The organism is Salinicola sp. V024, assembly GCF_052645315.1.
In genome coordinates this window covers 284599-311034 of record NZ_JBQXYB010000004.1, presented here as the reverse complement: position 1 = coordinate 311034, position 26436 = coordinate 284599, and the positions used below count along the sequence as shown (strand labels likewise).

Here is a 26436-nt window from a genome sequence, read left to right as displayed (position 1 = left end):
ACCGATCGAACCGAGGCTAGCTCAATTTCTCGGTGTGGGAGCGCGTGGCTTGCCCCAGCAGATGGCGCAGCAGGAATTTTCTGACTCGGACCACGAACTGTTCCTGGAACAGAACGCAGAGGAGCACGGTCATGGTCAGAAACAGCGGATATAGCCACAGATGCAGCTCGCCCGCCGCGGCCAGACAGCCCTTGAAGTTCGTGGAACACAGACCGGGATCGCCGGACAATACTCGTTCGATCCGCGAGAACACGGCGTATAGCGGCACGTGCAAAGCGAACATCGGCAACGACGCGCCCCCTAGCCTGGTCGCCCACCGCATCAACCGAGGGCTCCGAGGCTCACCCCAATGCGCGGCGACATAGATCAGTGCCAGCTGCGCCCAGAGCAGCAAACCGTTGTGCAGCGCGTAGTACCAGGCGTGCCCCAACCCCAGCAGATAGACCGCGACAACCACGCTGAGCGCCACGATCAATAGCGTCAGGCAGCATTGAGGAAGCGACATCAATCGTCCCTGAGCCTTGCGCTGGGCATAGAAGACATACAGCAGGATCCCGGAGGCGAACTCCGGTAAGCGGATGAGCGGATTGCGATGCAGGATACCGGTTTCCGGCACGCCATAGTCAGTGGTCAGAATGACGTAGAGCGGTGGAATCAGATAGAGGATATTGACCAGCAGGATCGCGCGACGCGGGTGCAATACGCGACGTAATCGCGGCGCCAGCCACGGGAACGTCAGGTAGAAGAAGAATAGCGCGGAAATCGACCAGGACGGCGGATTGAACGTCAGATAAAGCGGGTTCCAGGCGTGCAGCAATGTCAGATTGAGCAGCAAATTGATGCCCGTCTCCACTGACCCCATGGTGTGGTTCAAACTCTCCCAGTCCAGCTGTCCGACATCGTTGTTGACGTCGTAGACCACGAACTGCAGCGAGATATCGCTGTCCCCCGGCGCTATCGCGAGATAGCCGACCAGAGCCGACACCGCCATGGCGAGAACCAGCGAACCGATGTGAATGGGATAGAGATTGGAGAAGCGTTTGAGCCAGAAGCTTCGGGGTGGCTCGCGCATCTGATGTGACGCATCGAGGTAGACGTGCGTCAGCAAAAAGCCCGATAACGCGAAGAAGGCGCTGGTCGAGAAGAATCCGATATCGGTCACATAGTGCGACCAGTCACGAATCGACGGGTAGTTATGCAGCGTGTGGAAAATGACGATGTACAGGCCGAGCAGGAAACGTAACCACTCGAGCCCGATAAAGCGTTCTTTGCGCATGGCGGTCGTTGAATCAGGCATCCGTTGCAGATCTCTGGCCGTCAAAAGGCGCTAGTGTACCCGATTCTTGCCCGCAATATTCTCGCTTGCCGCCGTCTTATTCGCGCGCTGTTTCCCAAAAACGGCTTCTCCGAGACTCGGCACCCAGCGGCCTCGCTTTTTACGACATTCTTTTCGGCGGCTTACTTTTCTGGGATCCGTTTTGAGGGCTTGCTTGTCAAAGCCCCATACAGGAAAGCCGCGCATCAGCGCGGCTTTCCGTTTCAGAACCTGGCGCCACGAGACGCGCCTAGGCTTTCTTGACCTTGGCAACGATCCACAACAGGATAATCGCGCCAATGGTCGCAACGACCAGTGAACCGATAAATCCGTTGGAGGACAGCCCCAGCAGGCTGAAGAGGAAGCCGCCGAGCACGGCACCGATGATACCGACTACGATATTTCCCAGAACGCCGAAACCGCCGCCGCGCATGACCTTCCCGGCGATCCAGCCAGCGATCCCGCCAATGATCAGCCACAAGATAAAGCCCATAGTGTTACTCCTTGATTCCCTTCTGCATGGATAGCGCGGGGATAACGTATCGTCATCCCCCTCTAAGCATAGACTCCAATCGAACAATCTTCGAAGCCCCCGAACACGTGAACGACGTCCATCGTGGCAAGTTTTTATCGCGGGCCGACCTGCCGCCTCGATCAGGCGAATGCCGGTACTCGGAAAGAGGCCCTGGTCGGCAACCCGTGCTGATGCCACGCCGCATGGGCATCAGCTTCTTCCCAGACTCGCCAATGCAGCTGGGACAACATCACCGGATCGTCCAGAAACGCTAATCGCTCCAGGTTACTCATTGATGACGGCCCCTGCCTGACGGCCTGGGTCACCCGCTCGTGGCGGCGGCGCTCGAGCGGCTCGGCGCGAGCATGGCGCGAGGTACCCAGTGCCGTCGCCAATGCATTGGAAACCGGATCCAGAACCACCTGGACGAAAGTCGGCGCGGGCGCCGCGGCGTTCATCCGGCCCAGATGACGCACCATCCGACGCAGCACTCGTGGTGGATGCGTCTCTTCGGGGATCCGGAACAGGCGCGCCCGGAAGCAGGCTCTGCCGAGCGAGACCCGACTCGATAGCGTCGACACCGGAATCGATATCATCATGGCCCCCACGATCGGCGACAGCCACCACAGGAAAGTCGGCTCCATGCGATAGACCCCCACTGCCCAGACAGCACCGATCAGCGTCTGACTCCAGTGGTTGCGGACCGCATCTCCCCAAGTGGTATCGCTGTTCTCACGCGATGGCGATCGCCATTGAATTGCCCAGCCCATGACCGACGTCAACACGAAACGCGTGTGGAACAGCATGCGCACCGGCGCCAGCGCCATCGAGAAAAGTGACTCCAGCACCATGCTCAGCAGCACCTTGAGCGGCCCGCCGAACTGACGACTGCCCTGAACCCATACCAGGATCACGCTCAATACCTTGGGCAGAAACAGCAGTGTCGCCGTGGCGCCGAACAGACCCACGGCAAGCGTCGGGTTCCACTGGGGCCATACCGGAAACATCATTCCCGGTTCGGGGAAGTAATTGGGCGTACTCAGGGTGTGCACCGCCAGTAGCGCGGTCGACAACACCAGGAAGAGGAACCAGAGCGGCGCCGAGATGTAGGACATCAGCCCGGTCAGGAACACGGCCCGGTGTACCGGGTGGATCCCTTTGGACAAGAACAGCCGGAAGTTCATCAGGTTGCCGTGACACCAGCGCCGGTCGCGACCGAGCTCTTCCAGCAGGTTGGGCGGCATTTCCTCGTAGCTGCCTTCCAGCTCGTAGGCGATCCATACACCCCAACCAGCGCGGCGCATCAACGCGGCCTCGACGAAATCGTGGGACAGGATCTCGCCGGACATCGATCCCTTGCCGGGTAGCGGCGCCAGCATGCAGTGGCGCATGAACGGCGCCATGCGGATGATGGCGTTGTGCCCCCAGTAATGCGACTCCCCCAACTGCCAGAAGTGCAGCCCGGCGGTAAACAGTGGACCGTAGACGCGCGTGGCGAACTGCTGCATACGCGCGTAGAGGTTCAGGCGCCCGGAAGCCCGCGGCGCCGTTTGCACGATGCCGGCCTCCGAATGCGCTTCCATCATCTGAACCAGGCGAGTCAGGCAGCTCCCCGTCATCACGCTATCGGCATCGAGCACGAGCATGTAGCGGTAAAGCGCTCCCCAGCGTCGACAGAAGTCGTCGAGATTGCCGCTCTTGCGCTTGACGCGTCGCTGACGACGGCGATAGAAGACCTGGCCGAAGACATCGAGATCCCGACACAGCGCCAACCACGCGTGGGTTTCCTCGATCGCGATATCGGGATCGAAGGTATCACTCAGGATGAAAACGTCGAAATGACGATCGTTACCGCTCTGGCGCAGCGATTCGATCGTTGCCCGCACGCCGGCGAAAACCCGTGGCACATCCTCGTTGCAGATCGGCACCAGCAGCGCGGTGCGCGCGTCGTCCGGAATCGGTTCGTCACCCACCTCGGAATCGATGGCGTAACGATCCTTGCCCCGTAGCAGCTGGAAGAACCCCATCAAGGCGGTCCAGAAACCAGCCGACACCCACGCGAACAACAGCACGAACAGCGCGAGAATGGCGATTTCCAGCCACTGCTGCCCCTGATAAGGCAATACCGTGCGCATCTGGTTGGCCGCAACGAAGCTCTGACCGAAGATCAGCACCAGCAGCACCCAGCGGCGAACGGACGCCACCCGCTGCCATCGCGGCGCCGGCCTGGTTTCCCGCCGCCTGCGGCGGAAACCGCGACCCGCCCAGTTCTTGAAGCGTTGCCCGTAACGCACGAAAGGATTGGTCGACCACTGCTCGGGGGCCAGCGCCGTACGCTGCATCGGCGGCGCGGTCCGCAGTCGCGTGACACCGCGCTCGTCGCTGCTCAGAAACTCGGGCGGCGCCAACGGCGGCTGGGCATATGCCAGGGCCAGGCGACGGCCCACCGAACTGGCCGCCGGGTCGTCGCCTTCGACCTCGCCGCCGCCCAGCGCGGCATGCAGAGATGCCATGTCATGCGTGTCCAGATCACTGGCCAGCAGCCTGCGCCGCTCCTCGCGATCCTGGGTCTCGAGCGCCAGCCGTTCCAGGTAGTGATCGGCTGACGTCATCCTGGAAGTGGACGTCGCTTCAGCCATTGGCCGGCAGCCGGTAATACCAGGTCTCGGAGACTCGCTTGTCGCCCTGGTTCAGATGGGCGCGAATATCCAGCGGCTGATTCTTGTCGCTGCGCTTGATCTTGACGAACACGCGCCAGCCGCCGGTCGCCGGGTTACGTTCGGCATGACTGTCCACCAGTTCACCGTTGTCACCGACACTGGCTTGAACACTGATGTTGGCATCGTCGCCCAGACCGGATAGCGAAGGTCCGACGAAGTCCAGCACGAAGGCCGTCGAGCCGTCGGCTTCCCGAACCAGGTCGTCCTTGCGAACTTCCCCGCGCGAACGCCGCGTCTGATCGACCCAGGCGAGCGAGGAATCGAGGTAGCGGCTCTCGTCCTTGGTTACGGTGAGTCGGTAGTCGTAGTCCAACGTCTTGTCGGGCTGGGGTTCGGGCGCAGTTTCCGGCAACCACATGGAGACGATATTGTCGTTGGTCTCGTTGGGAGTCGGAATCTGGATCAGCTCTACCTTGCCCGCGCCCCATTCGTTCTGGGGTTCGATCCAGGCGCTGGGACGTAAGTCATAACGACTATCGATGTCCTGGTAGTTGTCGAAATCATGATCGCGCTGCATCAGACCGTAGCCCCGTAGTCGCGGCGTGGCCTGCTCGTTCATCATCAACTTCGCCGGGTTGGCCAGCGGCCGCCAGGTCCAGCCGTTCTGAGAATCACTGATCAGCAAGCCGTTGGAATCGTGGATAGCCGGCCGATAGTTCAGCGTCGAAGACGGCTGTTCCGGGCCGTACAGGTACATGCTGGTCAGCGGTGCCACACCCAGCTTCTCGACAGGGCGGCGCAGGAACAAGCTCGATTTGACGTCAACCACAGTGTCATCGCCCGGACGCAGCACGAAACGGTAGGCGCCCGTGAGGCTGGGCGAATCCAGCAGGGCAAAGATCGTCAGATACTGACTCGCCTTGCTTGGCTTGACGATCCAGAACTCCTTGAAGCGGGGGAACTCTTCGCCGGAGGGCAAGCCGGTATCCACCGCGAGACCACGGCCGGAAACGCCGTAAACCTGATCTTTACCAATGACGCGAAAGTAGCTCGCCCCGAGGAAGACCATAGTTTCGTCCTTGCGATCGGACTGATTGAGCGCGTAATTGACCTTGAACCCGGCGATGCCCAGGCCATCGTTGTTCTTGACGTCATCCGCCAGATCCAGATTGCCATAGGTGAAATCGTCGGCGTTGAACGCGAAATCGTGGACGCCTTGGTCGTCGACGCTATGCAGCTGAATCGCGCTGTCGTAATGCATGCCTTCATGGAAGAAGCTGAGAGTGAAAGGGACTCCTTCATCTCCACTCCAGACATCACGGTCACGCTTGTACTGGATCTGCTCGTACTGACCATAATCCAGATTGCGCAGCGCCTCCGGCAAATTTCTCTCAGGTTCGCTGTAACCCTGCTTTGAAAGGTCTTCGGCTTTCTTCGCGACATCATCGAAACCAAAAGCCAACACATTTTGGGCGATACCGCTGAGTAGCAGCCCGGTCAGGGCTACCACCGGAAGAAGCGCCTTGCGTTTTTCAAGGTTACTCCGCCGGATCAATGCACTCACACTCATACTCCTGTCATAGCTATCTTGCCCAATAACCAAGGGCCCGAATCGTTCAAGGCCATGCACGCCATACTGTAAACGGTAAGCCAAGCCAAGCTGAAAAAGCGCCACCGTATGACGGCGCAACGACACAACTTGCGATGAATAATGACGGGATAGCGAAGCCTCCATGCTTCGTACTCCGTAAGTCTAGCATACGCTACACTGAGGCACGGAAAGTCCTCCTGGCCGGCCCGCGCCGTATCGACGCTTGCCATCTGAATCATCGTTGGATGAGGCCGATGAATGCGTATCGAATCGCACCCCGATCGGATGATCATGCCAGCCGACTTGCCCCGTTGGCTGGGCATAATGGCGTATCTGGCGATTTTCAGCTACCCCCTGGTCCAGGCCGACCAGCTGTATCGCGACGATATCTGGCGAGCCTTTCACGGAGAAATGGGCTGGGTTTCCAACGGTCGTCCGCTCTCCAGTCTGCTCGTTCTGCTCGTCAACGGCGGCCCGCGCCTGGCCGATCTCTCGCCACTGCCATTATGGTTGGGCCTCGCCGCCATCGCGTTCTCGCTTCTGCCATGGCGGCGTCGCCTGCGGCCATTCGACCCGGGTTACGCCTGGTTGGCGATGCTGATTCTGGTCGTACAGCCGTTTTTCCTACAGAACCTCTCCTATCATTTCGATGCCCTGCCCATGAGTCTGGCGCTGGCCTGCGCCGTCACCGGTATTGCCTGCGCGCTGGATCCACGTGAAAACCACCGGTGGCAAACCGGATTTCGCTGGCTGGCGGGTGGCGGAGCGATGCTGGCTTCGCTGTTTTTCTACCAGCCGGCCGCCAACGTCTACTTCGTGCTGCTTGCCTTTCACGTCGCCTTGAGCATAGCGCACCGCGGACGCCCGAACTGGCCCCTCCACCTGGGGGCGCTGGCGATCGGGAGTCTGGCGCTGGTGATATCGAAGATCGTCTCTTCCGGGTTGATCGATGGCGCCTACAGCATGCAGCACAGCAGCCTGGCCCCGCTGGACCAGTTGCCCGGCCACTTGATCGAACAGACGAGACAATTCTGGCATTACGCGGCAGCGAACCTGGACAAGCCGACCTGGTGGCTCGTGATCGGGCTGGCGGTGGTGACGCCGGTCGGGCTGACGGTCGCAGCCTGCCGTCAGCGCAATCCCGCGGGGCTGGCTCTGATGATCGTGATACTGCTCTGCCTGCCGATGAGCGGGCTGGGGTTTCTGTCCGCGCTGGCGAATCCGATCTGGCAACCCCGAGTCATGACGGGATTCGGCGCGCTGTACGCCGGCCTGCTGTTCTGCGCCCTAACCGGGCTGGGGCGGCTGCCTCTTTCGCCAATCGGCAGGCGCTGCTTCAGTTGGCCGCTGATCGCCGTGGCGCTCGGCACACCATTGAGCCTGGCCTACGCCTACGGCAACGCCCAGCGTCAGCAGGCACTGCTAACCGATAACGTCTCCATGACGCTGATCGACGATCTCGCCACCCAACCGATCGCCGCACCGTTGATGATCGATGGCGCCCTTCCCTACTCCCGACCCACCCGCAACGCGATTGCCATCCATCCTTTTATCGGTGAACTGATCTCGCCCTATCTCGACAACGGCTATTGGTGGGGTTATCAGGACCTCTATCGCCAGGGGCTGTCGTCGGCCTTCGAGCTCAACGACGATCCAAGGCTGCGCCAACGATTCAAGGCTCGGTGCCGACAGCTCCAGCCTTTGGCCCGCCACGCCTGGTACACGCTCTACGCGTTCGAGGGGAACTACGTTGCCTCGTTCAACGCCGAGTGCCATCGCGGCCTGACCGCGAGCGAACTTCCGATAGACGACTGAAACGCCGCCGGTGCGCCATCCGGGGCTATTTGTCCGTTTTTGAACTGCCGATCGGCGTCGACATTGTCCAAACGCCTACACATTGGTTTAGCTATGTCAGACAAATGGCGAATAGCGGTTTGATCCGAGTTGTCTGAAACTGCGCGGGTAATGTGGCGCAACCCCACACAGTGGCCGCCACTGGGATGCATTCAACTAGGACACTCTCTATGCATGCATGGACTCTAATCTCGTTTCTGTTCTTCACGGGGTTGGTCGCCTTGATCACCTGGCGCATTACCCATCGTGACGATCTCAGCAACACTCGCGGCTACTTTCTCGCCGGGCGCAGCCTCAGTTTCCCGCTGATCGCGGGCTCTCTGCTGATGACCAACCTCTCGACGGAACAGATGGTCGGGCTGAATGGCGCAGCCTTCTCCGACGGCTTGAGCGTCATGGCCTGGGAAGTCGTTGCCGTCGTCGCTCTGGTGCTGCTGGCGCTGTTCTTTCTGCCGCGATTTTTGCGCAGCGGTATCGCCACCGTGCCGCAGCTGCTGCAGGAACGCTTCGGCCCGACCACCCAGCTGATCTGCAACGTCATCTTCCTGGTCGCCTACGCCGTCATCCTGCTGCCGATCATTCTCTACTCCGGCGCCGTGGGGCTTCAGGGCATGCTCGACCTGCCCGTGCTCACGGGGATCGAATCCAGCACCACGCTGCTGTGGATGACGGTGTGGATCGTCGGCATCATCGGCGCTATCTACGCCCTGTTCGGCGGTCTGCGCACGGTCGCCGTGTCCGATACCATCAACGCCATCGGCCTGTTGGTCGGTGGTTTCCTGATCGTCTACCTGGGGCTCGATGCCGTAGGTGACGGCAACGGCATGGCTGCCGGCTGGCATGCCATTCAGGAAGCGCAACCCGATCGCCTCAACTCGCTGGGCCGTCCGGATCAGCAAGTGCCGTGGCCGGCGCTGTTCACCGGCGTGTTCCTGATCAATCTGTTCTACTGGTCTACCAATCAGCAGATCATCCAGCGTACTTTCGCCGCCAAGAGCCTCTCCGAAGGCCAGAAAGGCGTGCTTCTGACCGGCTTCCTGAAACTGCTGGGGCCGCTTTACCTGGTACTGCCGGGCATCATCGCCTATCAGCTCTATGCCGATGACGGCATTGCCGGCGACCAGGCCTACGGCTATCTGGTATTCCATCTGCTGCCGCCGTGGCTGACCGGCTTCTTCGCCGCCGTCATGGTCGGCGCGATCCTCTCGTCCTTCAACTCGGCACTGAACAGCACCACGACGCTCTTCAGCCTGGGCATCTACAAAGGCATATTCAAAAAGGAGGCCAGCGAGCAGCAGGTCGTCAACGCCGGCAAGATCTTCGGCTGGATCATGGCGGTGGCAGCCATGACGATCGCCCCGCTGCTGGCCGGCCAGGACAGCCTGTTCGACTACCTCCAGACCATGAACGCGATCTACTTCATCCCGATCCTGGCGGTGGTAATCGTCGGCCTGTTGACCAAGCGGGTGCCGGAATCGGCCGCCATCTTCGGTCTTGTCGGTGGGATCGTGCTGATCGCTGCCGGCTACTTCGTACCGCCGTTCAACGGTATTCTGGAAATCACCAACCAGTATCACTTCGTTGCCGGCGTGTTCGTGCTGCTCGTGGTGGTCATGCTGCTGATCGGCAAGATCGCGCCGCGCCGCGAAGCCTGGGTCCACGAAGACGTCAAGGCGGTCGACCTGACGCCGTGGAAAGGTGCCGTGCCGGTGGGTATCGTGCTGCTGATCCTGGTCTTCGCGATCTACTTCGCCTTCGCGGGCTGAGGCTGAGTCGACCACAGCATCACTCATCGAGAACGACGCGACTCGACGCGACCCTGACGACGCCTCGCCACCGTGCGAGGCGTCTTCGTTTCTCGACCCCTCCCTTTTAACGCTCGCGCGCTGTCTCACCGCCCTCACACCCGCTCATATCGTTTACCATGCGCGTAGGCTTTCTTCGGAAAAGAGGCGATGCGCCGACAACTGACTCATGAATTCCAGAATCTGATCGATCGCGGCCGGGATCGCCAGCTACGCCTGGCCGTCACCGGGCTTTCCCGCGCCGGCAAGACGGCGTTTCTGACCTCGCTGGTCAATCAGCTGCGACACGCCGGCATCGATGCGCGCCTGGATCTGCTCAAGTCCGCCCGCGAAGAGCGCCTGCTCGGCGCACAGCGCGTCTCCCAGCCCGACCTCGGCATCCCGCGGTTTCCTTACGACGAGGCGATGACCTCGCTCGAGGCGTCACCGCCCCAGTGGCCGGAGCCGACACGCGGCATCAGCGAACTGCGCCTGCAGCTGCGTTACAAGACACGCCGTGCTCGTGGTCTGCTGGGCGATACCGCCACACTGACGCTGGATCTGATCGACTATCCCGGCGAGTGGCTGCTGGATTTGCCCTTGCTCGAACATGATTTCCTCAGCTGGAGCGAAAACCAGCTCAAAGGCATGGGGCCGGCACGCCAGCAGTACGCCCAGGCCTGGCAGGACGCCGTCGCCAAGCATTCAGCCGACGAGACGGTGGAAGAATCTCGGCTGGCCGAACTCGCGGAGCTCTACGCCGACTCTCTGCGCCAGGCGCGGGAAGCCGGATTCTCTCATCTGCAGCCGGGCCGATTCCTGTTGCCCGGCGAACTTCAGGGCGCGCCGGTCCTGCAGTTCTTTCCGCTACCCGGCGTCGGCGAAGACGACCGCCAAGCGCTGGAAGCGCTGCCTGCCTCGAGCCTCTATCAGGTGCTCAAGAAGCGCTTTCGCTTCTATCAGCAGCACGTGGTCAAACCCTTCTACCGCGAGTATTTCCGCCGCTTCGATCGGCAGATCGTACTGGTCGATGTGCTCGGTGCGCTCAACGCCGGTCCCGAACGCTTCGAGGATCTGTCTCAGGCCCTCGCCACGTTGATGAGGAGCTTCGACTACGGCAAACGGAGCCTGATGAATCGGCTGTTTTCGCCACGCATCGATCGTCTGGCGATCGCCGCCACCAAGGCCGATCACGTCACCCCGGATCAGCACGCCAACCTGGTGACCCTGCTGGAGTCGCTACTGGCCGAACCGATCAAGGATCTGCGCTTTGCCAACGTTCCGGTACGTGCCTTCTCGTTGGCATCGATTCGAGCGACCGAACCGCGCGAGGTCGAAAGTGATGGCAAGCGCCAGGCCGCCCTGCGGGGTCACGGTCTCGACGGTGAGCCACTGCTGGTCTATCCCGGCGACGTACCGGCCAAGCTGCCGGAACCCGGGTTCTGGCGACGCCAGGGCTTCGCCTTCACGCCTTTCCGACCGGCACCCGCAGGCCCGGCGGCGCTACCCCACATCCGCATGGACGCCGCACTGGAGTGGCTGATGGGAGACAAACTTCGATGAGCGACCCTCGCCCCGGACAACGTTTCACGTTCGATGAACCGCCCACGCCCGCTGAGGATGCTTCGCTACAGGCAGCACGGGCCTATCTGCCGACCCAGGCCAGCGATCCCTACACCGCCGCCGACGATCACGACTCGCCGGCGCTCGACGCCGCGATCAAACCGCCGCGCAAGCGCCGCTGGGGGCTGATGGCGGTCCTGGGCGGCACGCTGGGCCTGGGAACGATCGAGGCGGCACAGTCGCTTTATACCTCCACGCTCGGCGGCGACTGGCTCGCCGGTGCCTGGAGCCTGGTCGGGCTGCTTGCCGTCGGCCTGGGCGCCAAGGCGCTGTGCCGAGAGCTATGGCGACTGAGAAAGCTGCGACGTCACGCGCGACTGCGTCAGCAGCTCGATGACGAATGGATCGGTGGCGAAGCCGCAATGGACTCGAACCCGATGACCCTGGCCGATGAGCTGCGCAGCCAGATGGGACTCTCCAAGGATCATCCGCACTGGCAGTCCTTTCTCCACGCCCATCAGACGCATCACACCGCGCAGGAGACCCGCGAGCTGATCGCGCACTATCTTCTACACCCGCGCGACCAGGCCGCCCGTCGGCTGGTCACGCGGATGTCGGGAGAAACCGCGGTCATGGTCGCTGTCAGCCCGTTGACGCTGGTCGACATGGCACTGATGGCGTGGCGCAACATCGCCATGCTCGATCGCATCGCCGCGCTTTATGGTCTGCAGCTCGGCTATGCCAGTCGCCTGCGCCTGTTTCGGGAAGTGTTGCGCAACATGGCGTTCGCCGGCGCCAGCGAAATGGTCAGCGACGCGGGCATGGACCTGCTGTCGATGAACCTGGCCGCCAAGTTGTCGACTCGCGCCGGACAGGGCCTGGGCGCCGGACTGCTGACGGCTCGCCTGGGGCTGCGTGCCATGCGCACCACCCGGCCGGTGGCCTTCGAACGCGACGAACAGCCCAAGCTCGCCGACCTGCGCCGCGAAGTCTGGCAGCAGCTGCGCAGGCTGGACGATTCCGCGGAAAAGCGCTGAGCGCTCTCAAGATTGCGTCATCAGTACAGGCTCAGCAAGACTGAGTCAGCGGAACAGACTCAGTGAAATAGAATCCGTCTTGGCGTGAACCGTACCACCGTAGCTCGAATGAGGCCGCGCCGAGATTAATCGAGCGCGAAGAACGTTCGCAGCGTATGCGCTACGGCCGATTCGTGATGAGCGCCGATCCTGTTGGCGCGGGGCAGCTGCTCGATGACTTCCGGGTGAGCGTTGGAGACCACGTAGGCGTTGCCCGCCAGCGTCAGCATCTCGACGTCATTGAAGTTGTCGCCGAATGCCAGCGCCCGCTCGATGGGGAGATCGAGCGCCTTGAGCGCGCGACTCAGCGCGGTGCCCTTGTTCACACCGCGCTGCATGAGCTCCAGCGAGTTGGCCGCCGAGTAGGTGATATGCAGCGCATCGCCATGGTGCTCCCGCAGGGTTCGCTCCAGCGGTTCGAGCAGCGCCGGTTCGCCGATGTAGAGCACTTTTCCGACGCGTTCACTCTCGAGATCGCGCATGTCGTCGACCTGATAGGCGAAGCCGCTCATCGCATGCAGCGGCAACAGCTCGGGCGCTTCGGCATCGATCAGCCAGCGGTCATGAGTATAGATATTGAGTCTTACCGAAGCCGGGCGCGGCAACGCGACCAGTGCCTGAACCTGATCGGTCGGTACCAATGTTTCACTGACGAGCCGATCGTCGGGATCGTGAACGTGGGCCCCATTGCTGCTGATGATCCAGGCTGGAATCTCCAATTGTCGACGAATGGCCGCGATGTCGTGATAGTGCCGCCCGGAGGCCAGCACGATCACATGCCCCTGGCCAGACAACGTCCGCAGCGTTTCGCGGGTCAAGGCGTCGACACGATGCTCGGCATTCAGCAGAGTGCTGTCGAGATCGCTGGCAATCAGATACTGGGGCATGGAGTCACCTTGGCTGGACGGCTTGCTTCGAGGGGATTAGCTGGACGGCTTGTTTCGACGAGCTTGTTTCAAAGAGCTTGTTTCAAAGAGCTTGTTTCAAAGAGCTTGTTTAGAAGTAGACAGTGTCGGGCGGGGACCCGCGGGCGTCAATCGCCCGCTTCTCCGCACCGGATCCTGCGCTCGTCATCAGTGGCCTATGGCTAGCTCCTGCCTCAGGAGCCAACGCTCAGGCTTCGAGACTGTTGGCCACCGCGCCGGCCTGGCGCCCGACGACCAGGTGAACGACCCTGTCGCCCAAGTCCTGAATGCCGGCAGCGCCCAGCGCCTGAAGTGCGGATTCATCGACCCGGCCGCGATCGCCCAGCTCCACGCGCAGCCGGGTCGCCGCCACGGCAGCGAGGGTGCGAATGTTGTCGGCACCGCCCAACGCCGCCAGCCACGCCTGACGGGATTCATCGTCGAGCCTGGCATTAGCTAGTGAGGCATCGCTCAGGGCCGCATCGCTCTCGACCGCTACCGGTACTTCCAGCGTCTTGCCGTGATCGCGCACCGCCACCCGAATGTCGTCGGCCACCGCGTCGGCGATCGGCCCCACGATCACCTGCAGGCCGCCGCCGCGCAGATGCAGGATCCCACGGGCCCCGAGCGCCTTGAGCGACGGCTCGTCGATCGCCGTGTCATCGTTCATCACCAGACGCAAGCGCGTGGTACAGGCACCGACGCTGACCAGATTGGCCACGCCACCCAGGGCGGTCACGAAGGCAGGCCCCCGTTCACCGGGATCGCGATTGACGTTTGGCGCTGCCACTTCCGGTTCGCGGCCCGGCGTCGGCAGGTCGAAGCGCACGATCGCCCAGCGAAAGATGCCGTAGTAGAGCACGAAGTAGCAGAGCCCTACCGGGATCATCATCCAGCCATTGGTCGAGAGACCGTAGGAGAGCGCGTAGTCGAATGCGCCGGCGGAGAAGGTGAACCCAAGCTTGACGCCGAGCATGTTCATCACCGCCATCGAGATGCCGGTGAGCACCGCGTGAACGGCATACAGCGCCGGTGCCAGGAACATGAACGTGAACTCGATCGGCTCGGTGACGCCGGTCAGAAACGCAGTCAGCGCCAGCGACAGCAACAGGCCGCCGACCTGGGCACGACGTGACGGCGGCGCGGCGCGATACATCGCCAACGCCGCTGCCGGCAGCCCGAACATCATCACCGGGAAGAAGCCGGCCATGAACGAGCCAGCCGACGGATCGCCGGCGAAGAAGCGATTGAGATCGCCGGTGGCGCCGTCGTAGGTGCCGAATACGAACCATACGAAACTGTTGAGCACGTGGTGCAGCCCGGTCACGATCAGAATCCGATTGAGCACGCCATAGACGAACAGGCCGAGATCACCGGCGTCGATCAGCCACTGCCCCAACTGGTCGATGCCCTGCTGGACCGGTGGCCAGATCAGCCCGAAAATACCGCCAAGTACCACCGCGGAGAGCCCGGTGACGATGGGGATGAAGCGGCGCCCGCCGAAGAAGGCCAGATAGTCCGGCAGCTTGATCGATTTATAACGGTTGTAGAGTATCCCGGCCACGCTGCCGATGATGATGCCCGCCAGTACCCCCATATTGATGTCGGGATTCAACGTCTCCAGTACCGCGGTGAGCACGAGATAGCCGATCACCCCGGCCAAACCGGCAGCGCCGTTGTCGTCATCGGCGAAACCGACCGCCACGCCAATGGCGAAGATCAATGCCAGGTTGGAAAAGACCGCGTTGCCGGCATTGGCGATGAAGGCGATATCGAGCAGATCCGGCTGGCCCAGCCGCAGCAACAGGCCTGCGACCGGCAGTACCGCAATGGGCAGCATCAGTGAGCGCCCGAGTTTCTGAATACCGGCCATGAGCCGGGAACCGAAGGTCGTGGTCATGACACGCTCCTCAAGATCTTGTTGTCGTATTGGAGGGACCCGAAGTCGTGCGGCCGAGGGTATCGGCGCCTTTCCCGATGTCTTGCTCGATGCCTCTCTCGATGTCTAGCTCGATGCCTCTCTCGATGTCTAGCTCGACGGCTTGCTCGATGCCTTCTGCGCTCGAGTCCGCCACGCCGGGTTCATGTCCACGTTCAGGTTCCAGCATTGTCTTCAGGGCCTGCCTCACGGCGGCGCCGTCGGACAGCGCCAGCAGCGATGGCAACTGCGCCGCAAGCGCCCCGGCATCAAGCCGACGCAGGCCCGCCTTGACGGCGGCGATACGTCCGGATTCGACGGAAAGTTCGTCGACGCCCATGGCCGCGAACAGGGCCCCGGCCAGCGGATCCCCCGCCGCCGCGCCACAGACGGCCACCGGACAGTGACCGGCAGCCCCCTGGAGACAGGCGGCGATGAGCCGCAGCACGCCGGGATGGAGCACGTCGCTGCGCAACGCCAGCGACGCCACTTCACGGTCCATGGCCAGAGCGTACTGGGTCAGATCGTTGGTGCCGATGGAGAGAAAATCGGCCTCGCGAGCGAGGCTGTCGACACACACCGCCGCCGTCGGCACCTCGATCATCACCCCCAGCGCCGGCAGCCGCTCGATACCCAGCGCGCCAGCGCGCGCCTCGAGCCGCTCCCGCACCCAGCGCAACTCGCCGACATCGGCGACCATCGGCACCATCAGCCGCAACGTCGACAGGCCGTCTTCGCCGAGCGGCAGCTCGCGGCCCGCTTCGAGCAGCGCATCGAGCTGCGTTTCAAAAAGCGCCGGGTGCGTCTGCCACAACCTCACGCCGCGCTCCCCCAGCGCCGGGTTGGGCGATGCCGGTAGCGATAGATAGGGAAGCTGCTTGTCGCCACCGATATCCAGTAGACGGACGATGACCGGCTTGCCCCCCATCGCTTCGACCGCGGCACGATACTCGGCCTGCTGTTCGTCGAGCGATGGCGCCGACTGTCGCTCCAGAAACAGGAATTCACTGCGCATCAGCCCGACGCCGTCGGCGCCCGCTTGGGCAGCCGCCCGTGCCTCTGCGCTCGAGGCGATGTTGGCCCCGACGTGGAGATGATGACCGTCTCGGGTCACTGCGGGATTCTGGGCTTGCGCATGCTCCGCCACCGCCTGCCGATGCCGTCGCGTCCTTTCTTCGTCGATCCTCGTCAGGCGTCGATCGTCGGGTGCCAGCTCCAGCGCCCCGTAAGGCTCGTCCGGGCCGATATCGAGACACGCCTTGTCACTGGCGGCTTCCATCAGCGCATCGCCCATGGCCACCAGACACGGCAACCCCCGCGCTCGCGCCAGAATCGAGACATGCGAGGTCAGCCCGCCGGCGGCCAGACATAGCCCGGCAACTCGATCCGCCACCTCGACGAACTGCGAGGGTGTGAGTTCCTGCGCGATCAGTATTGCCCCGTCGAGCCCTGAGAGGGTCGCTGCCGCCTCAACCGCGAAAGGCTGCATCACCTGGCGCTGCAGATCGCGCAGATCGTCCGCCCGCGCCGCCAGCAGCGTATTGCCCCCGCCACGCAGACGTTGAATCTCGCGCTCCAGCGCCAGGTACCAGCCACGCCCGGCGCTACGCCCGGCGGCAATTTCCGTCTCGGCCGCCGCACGAAGATCGGGGTCGTCCAACCACGCCCGATGGGCTTCGAAGATGTCCGCCTCGGCCTGCTGGCCGCGCGCTTTCGCCGCCTGAGTCGATCGTTCCAGCTCGGCATCGACCTCGGCGATGGCGGCTGCCAAGGCCCGCTTCTCCTGCTCGGGATCGCTCGCGGTGTCGGCAACACTGGGCAACGCCACTTCGTAGCGAACCAGCGACCCCACCGCCAATCCCGGACTTGCCGCCAGACCGTTCAACCGGCCGGGCTCGGCAGCGGGCATCCGTGACGCTAAGGGCAGCCCGCTCGCCTGCGCCTCGGGCGGCGTTTCGCGGGGCCGGTCAGCCCCCGGCTCGGGCGTTTCGAGCAATGTCGTTGCCGCCTCGATCGCGGCCTGCGCCCCGGCGCCATGCGCCGAGACAGTGACCCGGCCGCCCTGAACCAGGCCCAGATTCAGCAGCGCGCTCAGACTGGCGACGTTCGCGGTGGCGGCATCGCGGCTGCCGCCGGCCTTCTCGCCGATTCGTGTCAGCGTCAGCTCGACCGCGTGCTCTCGAGCGATGGCCCGCAGCCGCGCCGCAGGACGCGCATGGAGGCCGCTGGCCGCCGCGATGGTGGCGTCTCTGCTGGCGCTGGCATCCGGAGCCGAGTCTGCTCGGCCGGCTTCGTCGCGACGATCCGCCGCGGCCTGCCACTGCAGCAGATTCTCGCCCATCTCGACGATCGTGCCTGGCGCGATCAGCGTTTCCAGGTCGGTATCGGGGCCGTTGGTCAGCACGACGGGGGTCACCAGCGCCTTGACTCGCTGCGCCAGACGATCGGCGTCGAACCGACACAGCGGATCACCGGCGGAGACACGCTCGCCGGTCGCGACCAGCAGCTCGAGCCCGTCACCGTCCAGATCGACGGTGTCGAGCCCGATATGCAAAAGCCATTCATGGCCGCCGTCGTCGCGCAGCGTGATGGCGTGTGCGGTTCGCGCGCAATGGATGATCTCGCAGTTGCAGGGCGCATGCAGGGTCTCCCCCAACGGATCGATGGCAATACCGGGCCCCATGGTGCCTTCGGCAAAGACCGGATCGGGCACTTCCGCCAGCGGAACCACCACCCCGCGCATCGGGGCTCTGAGAAATCGTGATGTGGATGACATGAAGACTCCCAACTTGTTGTTGTTTCGATCCTGTTTCATTCGGCGCGCCAGTTTTGAAGATCTGGACCTGGCGGCGTCCCGTCACATCGTCTGAGGCGGCTCGTGGCTCGTGGCTCGTGGCTCGTGGTTCGCGCTCAGAGCGTTCGAGTCACCTTCTGCAGATGGCGCGGCCGATCCGGATCGCCACCGCGAGCGACCGCGAGTCTGGCCGCCATGACGTAAAAACTCTGGACCACCGATAGCGGCTGCAGATCGTCGTGACCGGCATCGATCAACGGCAACTGGCGTGCGGGAACACTGTCATCGGCGGCCAGCAGCACCTTGGCACCGATGCTCTCCAACCATTCAGCCAGTTCCAGCAGCCCGGCCTGATCCGGTCCCGGCGGCGCCAGTACCAGCACCGGGTAGCCCGGTTCGATCAGCGCCATCGGCCCATGACGAACCTCAGCGGCACTGAATGGTTCGGCCTGGATGGCGCAGGTTTCCTTGAACTTGAGCGCGACTTCCTGGGCGATGGCGAGCCCGACGCCGCGCCCGATCACCAGCAGCCTATCGACGTCGACCAGCGCATCCACCGCCTGTTGCCACTCCTGCTGCGCTGCCGCCTCGAGTTTCGGCGGCAGCGCTTCCAGAGCGGCCAGCAGCGCTTCGTCTTCGGCCCAGGCGCCGATCAGATGAGCGCAGGCGGCCAAGGTGGCAAGATAGCTCTTGGTCGCCGCGACGCTCTTCTCGACGCCGGCGTGCAGCGCGATCTCGCGCTCCGAGACGCGCCCCAGCGGTGAATCGGGCGTATTGACCAGCGCCACGCTGCGCGCCCCGCCGGCGGCCAGCGCCTTTTGCGTTGCCACCAGATCGGGGCTGGCGCCGGACTGCGAGATGGCCACCGTCAGCTGGCCCCGAACCCGCCACGGCGTATCGGCAACGGTGGTCAATGACGGCGGCACCGAGGCCATCGGCAAGCCGAGATGTTTCATCCCCAGATAGGCGAAATAGGCCGCGGCATGGTCGGAGCTGCCGCGCGCCACCGTCAGTGCCCCGTGCAGGTCGGCCGCTCGCAGTGCCTTGCCGAACTCGGCCATTGCTTCCCGATTGGCCCGCCATTGCGTCCGCAGACAGGCAGGCGCGCTCCGGGCTTCTTCCAGCATCAGTGACATCAGTGGGTCTCCCGCGGCGCGCCGGCCGCCTGTGGTGTCGTCCGTTGTTGCGCGGCCGTATGTCCCTGCCCAGCCGACGAGACGTGATGGGCCAGTTCGCCGCCCACGTAGACGGCATCGATCTCGAGTCGCTCATTCATCACCACGATGTCGGCCCGGCAGCCGATCTCGAGCCGACCAATGTCGCTCTCACCGAGAAAATCGGCGGGATACTGCGATAGCCGCCGGCTGGCATCATCGAGATCGAGACCGATCCGGACCAGGTTACGCAGCGCCTGATCCATGGTCAGCGTACTGCCGGCCAGCGTGCCGTCGGCCAGCCGCACGCCGCCCAGGCATTTGGTGACATGCTGCTCGCCGAGACGATACTCCCCGTCGGGCATGCCGGCGGCGGCGGTGGAATCGGTCACGCCATAGAGATGAGGAATGCAGCGCAGCGCCGTCAGAATGGCGCCGGGATGAACATGGAGCAGGTCGGGGATGATCTCGGCGTAGTCAGCATGCGCCAGCGCTGCGCCGACCATGCCCGGCTTGCGGTGGTGCAACCCTGTCATGGCGTTGAACAGATGGGTGAAGCCGTGGGCACCGTGTTCGAGCCCGGCCACGCCCTCTTCGTAGCTGCCCAGGGTATGGCCCATCTGCACCCGCACACCGCGCTCGCGCAGTTGACCGATGAGCTCGGCATGTCCCGAGAGCTCCGGTGCCAGCGTCAACAGCCGGATCGGGGCGAGCGCCAGCAGCGCATCGACCTCCTCGGCCACGCCGGGGCGGGCATGCGGCGGCTGGGCGCCCAGCTTGCCAGGGTTGAGATAAGGCCCTTCAAGATGCACGCCCAGCAGCCGCGATGCCTGAGGCAGCGGGACCTTCATCAACCGGGCGATATCCTGTAATGCCTGGCGAATGTCGGCCATGGGCGCCGTCATGGTGGTCACCAGCAGACTGGTGGTACCGAAACGCACGTGGGTTCGGGCCATGGTCGCGGCGGCATCGCCCCCTTCCATGGCATCCGCCCCGCCGCCGCCATGCACGTGCAGATCGACGAAGCCCGGCAACAGCCGAGGATGATCGTTGGCATCGGGATCGACCGGCTCGCCCTCGGTGGCGACGATTCGTCCGTCGCGCCATTCGAGCGTGCCAAGCCGCCAGCCCTCGGCAGTCAGAATATTGCCGTACAGCATCTCGTCTCCTGCGTGGGCGATGGCAGTCAATTGCGCCTCATCATTGAGTCAGTTCCACCATGAAGTCGTAGTAGTCGGTGCGACAGTAAGTCACCGTGAGCTCCCCGGGGCGGCCGTCCGCAAGATAGCCGAGCCGGGTCATCATCAGCAGCGCCTGGGATTCCGGCACCTGCGCCAGCCGCGCCAGTTCGGCATCGGCATTGACCGCCGAGACATGCTGCAGGGCACGAACGATGGGCGTTCCCAGGCTTTCGAGGTGGCGATAGAGCGAATGGGTGACGGCCTCGGGATCGGGGAGGACGCGATGAGGCAGGCAGCTCTCCTCGACGGCGACCACCACGTCGTCGGCCAGCCGCAGCCGCTTGAGCCTCGAGACCTGATGGTCCGCGCTCACCCCGAGCCGCAGGCTCTCTTCCACCGTCGGCGTGCCGAGCTGGCGACTCAACCAGCGCGAACTGGGGCGATGGCCGCGCTGGACCAGCAACTCGGTGAAGCTGGTCAGCCGGGTCAGCGACTGATTGAGCCGCGGCGCGATAAAGGTACCGGAGCCGTGAGTGCGCTGAATCAGCCCCAGTGCCACCAGCCGGTCCAGCGCCTTGCGGGCGGTGATACGGGAAACATTGAGCGATTCCGCAAGCACCCGCTCCGAGGGCAGCGCCTCGCCGGTCTCCCAGTCACCCGCTTCGATCGCCTCGACCAGCTGTTGGGCCAACTGGCGATAGAGCGGTGTCGACTGGGCGGCATCGAGCTTGAGACGGGACAGCGTCGGTTGCATGGCGGATCCGTTTTAGGGGCATCGTGATGAATACCACTTCAATACCACCAACATAACCAGTCGCATACCAATCTGCCAGACTTTCAGCCGCCAACTTTGGTCGAATTCGGCGAACCTCTCGCTTGCCCGACGTCGGCGAGCGCTCCCGGCGGGGACGATTGGCGTGGCTCGGGAGGAATCCGTATAGTGTCGCTCTCGTCCACCGACCGATTCGATCCGATCCGATGCTGCAGAACAACTCTCTTCTAGCCCAGCTGAAGCAAAATATCCGGGCCAACACTCCCCGTGTCCAGGGCACCGTCAAGGCCACCGACAAGGGATTCGGTTTCCTCGAAGCCGAAGATGGCACGTCCTATTTCATTCCGCCTCCCGCCATGAAGCAGGTCGTCCATGGTGATCGCATCGAAGCGGTGATCAAGGAGGATGGCGACAAGAAACAGGCCGATCCGGAAAGCTTGATCGAAGCCTCGCTGGACCGCTTCGTGGCACGCGTTCAGAAACGCGACGGCCGGCTGGCCGTGGTTCCCGATCATCCTTCGATCAATCTTTCACTCAAGGCGCGTCTCAAGCGCTCGCTGGAAGAATCCGACATCGCCGACGGCGACTGGGTTGTCGCGCGGCTGATCCGCCATCCGCTGCGCCCGGACGATCGCGCGTTCTTTACCCAGATCGACGAGCTGGTGGTCAAGAGTGAGGATCCTTCCGTGCCCTGGCGGGTCACGCTGGCACGCCACGCGCTCGAACAGGAGTGCCCGCCGGCTGCCGACACCTGGCCGCTGCAGGAAGAAGGTCTGGTCCGCGAAGACCTCACCGCCGAGCCGTTCTTCACCATCGATGGCGAGAAGACTCGCGACATGGACGACGCGCTGCGCGTCGAAGCGACCGACGACGGCTGGACAATGACGGTGGCGATCGCCGATCCCACCGCCTACGTGGACGAGTCCCACCCGGCGGACAAGGAAGCCCGCACGCGGGCCTTCACGGTCTATCTGCCGGGCCAGAACATCACCATGCTGCCGGAAGCGTTGGCCGATGACCTGTGTTCGCTGAAACCGGACGTCGAGCGTCCGGTACTGGCCTGCCGGCTGCACGTCGGTCGCGACGGTACCCTGGGCGAGTATCGCTTCTTCGCCGCCACGATTCGCTCCCACGCGAGGCTGGTGTACGACGCGGTTTCCGACTGGATCGACGGCGAGCCGAACGCCGAGGCACCGGCAGCACCGATCGCCGAGCAGTTGACGGTGCTGGCCGAGCTATCCCGCGCCCGCGCCGCCTGGCGCGAGGCCAACACGCTGGTATTCAAGGATCGTCCGGATTACGCGTTCGATCTCGACGATGCCGGTAACGTGCTCGGTATCCGGGTCGAGGAGCGCCGCATCGCCCAGCGCATGATCGAAGAAGCGATGATCGTCGCCAACGCCTGCTGCGCCGATCTGCTGGCCAAGGAAGTCGGCCACGGCATCTTCAACGTGCATCACGCCTTCGAGCCGGAGAAAATCGACCAGGCACTGGAGTTTCTGGCCGCCCAGGAGATCCCGGCAGAGCGCGAGCAGCTTTCCGAACTCCCCCGCTATCGCGAATTTCGCCGGGCGCTGGATGCTCGCGAAGACGCCTGGCTGGACGTCCGCCTGCGCCGCTTCCAGGGCTACACCAACATGTCGGCTCGTCCCGGACCGCATTTCGGCCTGGGGTTGCCCGCCTACGCGACCTGGACATCACCGATCCGCAAGTACGGCGATATGGTCAACCATCGCCTGATCAAGCGCTTCCTGAAGTCGGAAGCGGCTCCCGCCGAGGCCAGCCAGCAACTGACCGAACAACTGACCGAGCGCCGCCGACTGAACCGAATGGCCGAACGCGACGTCAAAGACTGGCTTTACGTGCGCTATCTGGGCGCCACCCTCGAGCAGGGTGAGATTTTCGATGCCGACATCATCGACATCCGCCGTGGGGGCATGCGCGTTCGCCTGACAGCCAACGGTGCCACGGCGTTCGTGCCGGCGCCGATGATTCATAGCGACCGCACCCAGGTGGCTATCGACGACAAGGAAGGCCGTATCCAGATCGCCGGCGAGTTGCGCTACCAGCTAGGCGGCAGTACGCGCGTCAAGCTCGTCGAGGCCCGTGAGGCGACCCGCTCGCTGGTGGCAACGCCTGCCGATTGAGCGGTATGCAGGTCCGTCCGCATTGCCGACAGCCGCGCGGACGGACTACCACTATGGTGTGAACGCCCTGAAGCGGTAAGACGATATACTGCAATGTAGTCGGTCATGGATATCGTCGGTCATTGGTATCGCCGGTCATCGATTCAATCAGTCGTCGCCATTCTCCGAATGGGCCGTACCGACAGGGATGTTTTTAAGAGGAGCGGCGCGTTGCATATTGCCGACGTCACGATGTTCTATGCCCCCGCCAGTGGCGGGGTCCGTACCTATCTCGATGCCAAGCACCGGCGCCTTGCCAAGCTGCCCGGCGTCACCTGCAGCCTGCTGATTCCTGGCTCGCAGCTCTTCACCCATAACGGCATTCACGAAATTCCGTCACCGCCGCTGCCGTTCAGCCAGGGCTATCGGTTTCCGCTGCGCCGACGCGGCTGGGAGCGCGAGCTAGTTCGCCTGTCGCCGGATATCATCGAAGCGGGCGATCCCTACGTGACCGGTTGGGCGGCGCTGCGTGCCGGACGCAAGCTCGACGTACCGGTCGTCGGGTTCTATCACTCCGATCTGCCCAGGCTGATCAGCAATCGGCTGGGTAGCGGCACCGACAAACTGGTGGAGCGCTACGTCTATCAGCTCTACCGTCGCTTCGATCAGGTGCTGGCACCCAGCCGTGTGATGGCCGAGCGGCTGACACGGCTCGGAATCGAGCGAGTCGCCATCCAGCCGCTGGGCGTCGATCTGGAGACGTTCCACCCCAGCCGCCAGAACGCCGCCATGCGCCAGCGACTGAATCTCGACGACGACACCAAACTGTTGATCTTCGTCGGCCGTGGCTCGCGCGAAAAGAATCTGCACGATCTGCTGGAAACCGCCCGCCTGCTCGGCAAGGGCTATCACCTACTGCTGGTCGGCCCCAGCATGCCTACCCAGGTTCCCGACAACGTCAGCGTGATCGATCGCTATACGCCGACCGAGGAAGTCGCGAGCTGGCTGGCGTCCAGCGATGCACTGGTCCACGCCGGCACCCAGGAGACCTTCGGCCTGGTCGCTCTGGAAGCCATGGCCAGCGGTATTCCCGTGGTCGCCGCCCGGGCGGGCGCGCTGGCCGAAAACGTGCCGCTGGGCTGTGGTCTGTTGAGCGAGCCGCACTCGCCGGCGGACATGGCGCGCGCCGTGAAAGAGCTGTTCGCCAATCACGACGCCCCGCAAGCCGGACGTCGCGCGCGCCGTTACGTCGAGCGCAACCACGACTGGGACGTCGTCATCGACGGGCTGCTTTCTCACTACCGCCGGCTGACCAGCGCCACCGAAGGTGCGGGGGAAACCCAGCAGGGCTCTCAGCATGGATAAACGGCATTTCTCGCTGGTGCTCCACGATATCGCCCCCGAAACCTGGCCGGACTATCGCGGTTTCGTCGAAGCGATCGACCGTCTGGGCGAACGACTGGGGCAACGCATCCCGATCACCTGGCTCGTCGTGCCCAATTTTCATGGCCGTGGCGAATGCCGGGAGAGCGATACCCTGCGCCGAGTGCTCGATGCCCGCCTGGCGCTCGGCGACGAGCTGACACTGCATGGCTATTACCACCGTGACGATGCGCCGGCGCCGCGTTCGCTGCGCGATTACTACATGCGCCGGATCTACACCTGGGAAGGCGAGTTCTACGCGCTCGACCGTGACCAGGCGGGCGCCCTGCTCGATGAGGGGTTGGCGCAGTTCGACGCCTGCGGTTGGCCCCATGGCGGCTTCGTGGCGCCCGCCTGGCTGATGAGCCAGGGCACGCGCCAAGCCCTGCAGGCTCGTCCGTTCAGCTACACCAGCGATCCGCAACAGCTGTATCGCCTACCCGGCTTCGCCCCGCTGGAAGCGCCGAGCATCGTATGGAGCGCGCGCAGCGCCTGGCGACGCGGCATGTCGCGTGTGGTCAGCGCCATTCAGTATCGTCGCTTCCAGCACGCGCCGCTGCTGCGGCTGGCGCTGCATCCTGTCGACATGCGCTACAAGCCCTCCTACGACTACTGGCTGCAGCTGGTCGAGCACTTGCTGGAAAACGGTCGCCAACCGTTGACCAAACGGACCTGGCTCGATCATGAGGCGCCCGACCTCGCGACTGACGATCTCGCCAGACAAGCGAACAAGGATCGTCCAGCGGCATGAAACGTATTCTGTGGCTGCTGGCACTGGGTCTGGTAGCGGCGCTGGCGATCCCGATTCTGATCGGTGGCGGCGGCATCGTTGCCGAACTGCGAGGCTTCCCGACTTCGCAACTGCTGCTGATGATGGGCATGATCGTGGTCTGCTGGAATCTCAACGCGCTGCGTCTAAGACTGCTGTTGGCCGGACGGGCGGGGAAACTCTCCCAGATCCGCGCCTTTTCGATCGTGATGGCGACGGAATTCGCGATCTGCGCGACACCGGGCGGCACCGGTGGCCCGTTAACCCTGCTCGGCCTGCTGGCCCGGCGCGGCATCAGACCGGCTCAGGCATCGGCCATTTTTGCCGTCGATCAGCTCACCGACCTGCTGTTCTTCCTGTCGGGCCTGATCGGCGTCGCACTCTACGTTCTGATCGAGGCCGTCGACTTGAAACTCGGCTGGCTGGTGGGTTTACCCACGCTGCTGCTGCTCAGCGCGCTCGTCGTATTATGGCTGACGCTGACCCATTACACCCGCGTCATGCATATCACCGGCCGCTGGCTGGAGAAACTCAACGTCAAGCGCCGATCGCGCTTCGGCTTCGCCCGCCGGCTTCTACATTTTCGCAACTCACTGATCGAAACCCTGCGGCTACCGCGCTGGCTGTTGCTGAGTGTATTCCTGCTCTGCTGCGCTCATTGGCTGATCCGCTACAGCATTCTCTATCTCGTCGTTCAAGGGCTAGGGCAGCACATCGACTGGGCCTGGACCTTTCTGGTCCAGATGGTATCGATGGCCGCCGGGCAGTTGAGTTTCCTGCCCGGGGGCGCCGGGGGCGCCGAGTTAACGTCATCCGCTCTGCTGACGCCGCTGATCGGTGCACAAAGCGCCGCTGCCGCCGTGCTGATCTGGCGTTTCGTCACCTACTATTTCTACCTGCTGGCCGGCTTCCCGATCTTCCTCGCTACCGCCGGAAAGGCATTCCTGCGCATGATCAACAAACGCAAACGCGCGTAGCCGGCGTGCCTGGTCGTTGTTGCCAATAGCTCGTTGCCGATAGCCCGGTGCCGATAGCCCG

18 protein-coding genes are annotated in these 26436 nt (G+C 63.5%); 8 read left to right on the top strand and 10 right to left on the bottom strand.

The annotated features are described in order from the left end of the window. Positions 1-16 precede the first annotated feature (16 nt). From ACUN9V_RS09095 to ACUN9V_RS09080, 4 genes are all read right to left on the bottom strand, one after another. A complete protein-coding gene (locus ACUN9V_RS09095; protein WP_075562561.1) occupies positions 17-1297 on the bottom strand; it encodes an acyltransferase family protein in 1281 nt (426 codons plus the stop codon). 268 nt (positions 1298-1565) lie between these two features. Continuing rightward, positions 1566-1808 (bottom strand): GlsB/YeaQ/YmgE family stress response membrane protein, encoded by a 243-nt coding sequence (locus ACUN9V_RS09090; protein WP_110655685.1) that lies wholly within the window; start codon positions 1806-1808, stop codon positions 1566-1568. 161 nt (positions 1809-1969) lie between these two features. Beyond that, complete coding sequence (gene mdoH / locus ACUN9V_RS09085) at positions 1970-4441, bottom strand: glucans biosynthesis glucosyltransferase MdoH (RefSeq protein ID WP_445511162.1); 2472 nt, start codon at positions 4439-4441, stop codon at positions 1970-1972. A 19-nt stretch (positions 4442-4460) separates the two neighbouring features. After that, positions 4461-6053: a glucan biosynthesis protein G gene (locus ACUN9V_RS09080; protein WP_439304491.1), complete on the bottom strand. Its 1593-nt coding sequence runs from the start codon at positions 6051-6053 to the stop codon at positions 4461-4463. Positions 6054-6338: 285 nt separating this feature from the next. Here ACUN9V_RS09080 and ACUN9V_RS09075 point away from each other — a divergent pair, with 285 nt between their 5' ends. The 4 genes from ACUN9V_RS09075 (at position 6339) to ACUN9V_RS09060 (ending at position 12318) form a co-directional block, all read left to right on the top strand. Continuing rightward, positions 6339-7895, top strand: a complete 1557-nt coding sequence (locus ACUN9V_RS09075; RefSeq protein WP_445511161.1) for a glucosyltransferase domain-containing protein — start codon at positions 6339-6341, stop codon at positions 7893-7895. A gap of 209 nt (positions 7896-8104) precedes the next feature. Next, the gene (locus ACUN9V_RS09070) at positions 8105-9700 is read left to right on the top strand and encodes a solute:sodium symporter family transporter (protein WP_075562566.1); all 1596 of its coding nucleotides are present in this window, start codon (positions 8105-8107) and stop codon (positions 9698-9700) included. 189 nt (positions 9701-9889) lie between these two features. Further along, positions 9890-11281, top strand: coding sequence for a YcjX family protein (locus tag ACUN9V_RS09065; RefSeq protein WP_445511160.1), 1392 nt, complete (start codon positions 9890-9892; stop codon positions 11279-11281). Beyond that, positions 11278-12318 (top strand): YcjF family protein, encoded by a 1041-nt coding sequence (locus ACUN9V_RS09060; RefSeq protein WP_445511159.1) that lies wholly within the window; start codon positions 11278-11280, stop codon positions 12316-12318. Before ACUN9V_RS09065 ends, ACUN9V_RS09060 begins: the two co-directional genes overlap by 4 nt. Positions 12319-12443: 125 nt before the next feature. Here ACUN9V_RS09060 and ACUN9V_RS09055 read toward each other — a convergent pair whose 3' ends face one another. The 6 genes from ACUN9V_RS09055 to ACUN9V_RS09030 all read right to left on the bottom strand — a co-directional run bounded on the left by ACUN9V_RS09055 (position 12444) and on the right by ACUN9V_RS09030 (position 21063). After that, positions 12444-13244 (bottom strand): Cof-type HAD-IIB family hydrolase, encoded by an 801-nt coding sequence (locus ACUN9V_RS09055; protein WP_445511158.1) that lies wholly within the window; start codon positions 13242-13244, stop codon positions 12444-12446. Positions 13245-13470: 226 nt separating this feature from the next. Further along, positions 13471-15162: an N-acetylglucosamine-specific PTS transporter subunit IIBC gene (nagE, locus tag ACUN9V_RS09050; RefSeq protein WP_445511157.1), complete on the bottom strand. Its 1692-nt coding sequence runs from the start codon at positions 15160-15162 to the stop codon at positions 13471-13473. Positions 15163-15172: 10 nt separating this feature from the next. Next, complete coding sequence (locus ACUN9V_RS09045; RefSeq protein WP_445511156.1) at positions 15173-17956, bottom strand: glucose PTS transporter subunit IIA; 2784 nt, start codon at positions 17954-17956, stop codon at positions 15173-15175. 134 nt (positions 17957-18090) lie between these two features. Beyond that, complete coding sequence (locus tag ACUN9V_RS09040; RefSeq protein WP_445511155.1) at positions 18091-19110, bottom strand: SIS domain-containing protein; 1020 nt, start codon at positions 19108-19110, stop codon at positions 18091-18093. Then, the gene (nagA, locus tag ACUN9V_RS09035) at positions 19110-20288 is read right to left on the bottom strand and encodes an N-acetylglucosamine-6-phosphate deacetylase (protein ID WP_445511154.1); all 1179 of its coding nucleotides are present in this window, start codon (positions 20286-20288) and stop codon (positions 19110-19112) included. Before nagA ends, ACUN9V_RS09040 begins: the two co-directional genes overlap by 1 nt. 40 nt (positions 20289-20328) lie before the next feature. After that, the gene (locus tag ACUN9V_RS09030; RefSeq protein ID WP_075562573.1) at positions 20329-21063 is read right to left on the bottom strand and encodes a GntR family transcriptional regulator; all 735 of its coding nucleotides are present in this window, start codon (positions 21061-21063) and stop codon (positions 20329-20331) included. Positions 21064-21287: 224 nt separating this feature from the next. On the opposite strand from ACUN9V_RS09030, the gene ACUN9V_RS09025 reads away from it, so the two are divergent. From ACUN9V_RS09025 to ACUN9V_RS09010, 4 genes are all read left to right on the top strand, one after another. After that, positions 21288-23228, top strand: a complete 1941-nt coding sequence (locus ACUN9V_RS09025; RefSeq protein WP_445511153.1) for an exoribonuclease II — start codon at positions 21288-21290, stop codon at positions 23226-23228. Between the two features lie 210 nt (positions 23229-23438). Continuing rightward, positions 23439-24572 carry a glycosyltransferase family 4 protein gene (locus tag ACUN9V_RS09020; RefSeq protein WP_110692167.1) on the top strand — a complete coding sequence of 378 codons (1134 nt, stop codon included), beginning with the start codon at positions 23439-23441 and terminating at the stop codon, positions 24570-24572. Next, positions 24565-25380: a DUF2334 domain-containing protein gene (locus ACUN9V_RS09015; protein ID WP_445511152.1), complete on the top strand. Its 816-nt coding sequence runs from the start codon at positions 24565-24567 to the stop codon at positions 25378-25380. Before ACUN9V_RS09020 ends, ACUN9V_RS09015 begins: the two co-directional genes overlap by 8 nt. Continuing rightward, positions 25377-26375, top strand: coding sequence for a lysylphosphatidylglycerol synthase transmembrane domain-containing protein (locus tag ACUN9V_RS09010; RefSeq protein WP_075562577.1), 999 nt, complete (start codon positions 25377-25379; stop codon positions 26373-26375). The genes ACUN9V_RS09015 and ACUN9V_RS09010 overlap by 4 nt, the downstream gene beginning before the upstream one ends. Positions 26376-26436 lie beyond the last annotated feature (61 nt).

What these genes read in the sequence shown, in the direction of transcription:
- ACUN9V_RS09095 (WP_075562561.1), bottom strand. Translation starts at nt 1,297, where the DNA reads ATGCCTGATTCAACGACCGCCATGCGCAAAGAACGCTTTATCGGGCTC.
- ACUN9V_RS09090 (WP_110655685.1), bottom strand. Translation starts at nt 1,808, where the DNA reads ATGGGCTTTATCTTGTGGCTGATCATTGGCGGGATCGCTGGCTGGATC.
- mdoH (WP_445511162.1), bottom strand. Translation starts at nt 4,441, where the DNA reads ATGACGTCAGCCGATCACTACCTGGAACGGCTGGCGCTCGAGACCCAG.
- ACUN9V_RS09075 (WP_445511161.1), top strand. Translation starts at nt 6,339, where the DNA reads ATGCGTATCGAATCGCACCCCGATCGGATGATCATGCCAGCCGACTTG.
- ACUN9V_RS09070 (WP_075562566.1), top strand. Translation starts at nt 8,105, where the DNA reads ATGCATGCATGGACTCTAATCTCGTTTCTGTTCTTCACGGGGTTGGTC.
- ACUN9V_RS09065 (WP_445511160.1), top strand. Translation starts at nt 9,890, where the DNA reads ATGCGCCGACAACTGACTCATGAATTCCAGAATCTGATCGATCGCGGC.
- ACUN9V_RS09060 (WP_445511159.1), top strand. Translation starts at nt 11,278, where the DNA reads ATGAGCGACCCTCGCCCCGGACAACGTTTCACGTTCGATGAACCGCCC.
- ACUN9V_RS09055 (WP_445511158.1), bottom strand. Translation starts at nt 13,244, where the DNA reads ATGCCCCAGTATCTGATTGCCAGCGATCTCGACAGCACTCTGCTGAAT.
- nagE (WP_445511157.1), bottom strand. Translation starts at nt 15,162, where the DNA reads ATGACCACGACCTTCGGTTCCCGGCTCATGGCCGGTATTCAGAAACTC.
- ACUN9V_RS09045 (WP_445511156.1), bottom strand. Translation starts at nt 17,956, where the DNA reads ATGTCATCCACATCACGATTTCTCAGAGCCCCGATGCGCGGGGTGGTG.
- ACUN9V_RS09040 (WP_445511155.1), bottom strand. Translation starts at nt 19,110, where the DNA reads ATGTCACTGATGCTGGAAGAAGCCCGGAGCGCGCCTGCCTGTCTGCGG.
- nagA (WP_445511154.1), bottom strand. Translation starts at nt 20,288, where the DNA reads ATGCTGTACGGCAATATTCTGACTGCCGAGGGCTGGCGGCTTGGCACG.
- ACUN9V_RS09030 (WP_075562573.1), bottom strand. Translation starts at nt 21,063, where the DNA reads ATGCAACCGACGCTGTCCCGTCTCAAGCTCGATGCCGCCCAGTCGACA.
- ACUN9V_RS09025 (WP_445511153.1), top strand. Translation starts at nt 21,288, where the DNA reads ATGCTGCAGAACAACTCTCTTCTAGCCCAGCTGAAGCAAAATATCCGG.
- ACUN9V_RS09015 (WP_445511152.1), top strand. Translation starts at nt 24,565, where the DNA reads ATGGATAAACGGCATTTCTCGCTGGTGCTCCACGATATCGCCCCCGAA.
- ACUN9V_RS09010 (WP_075562577.1), top strand. Translation starts at nt 25,377, where the DNA reads ATGAAACGTATTCTGTGGCTGCTGGCACTGGGTCTGGTAGCGGCGCTG.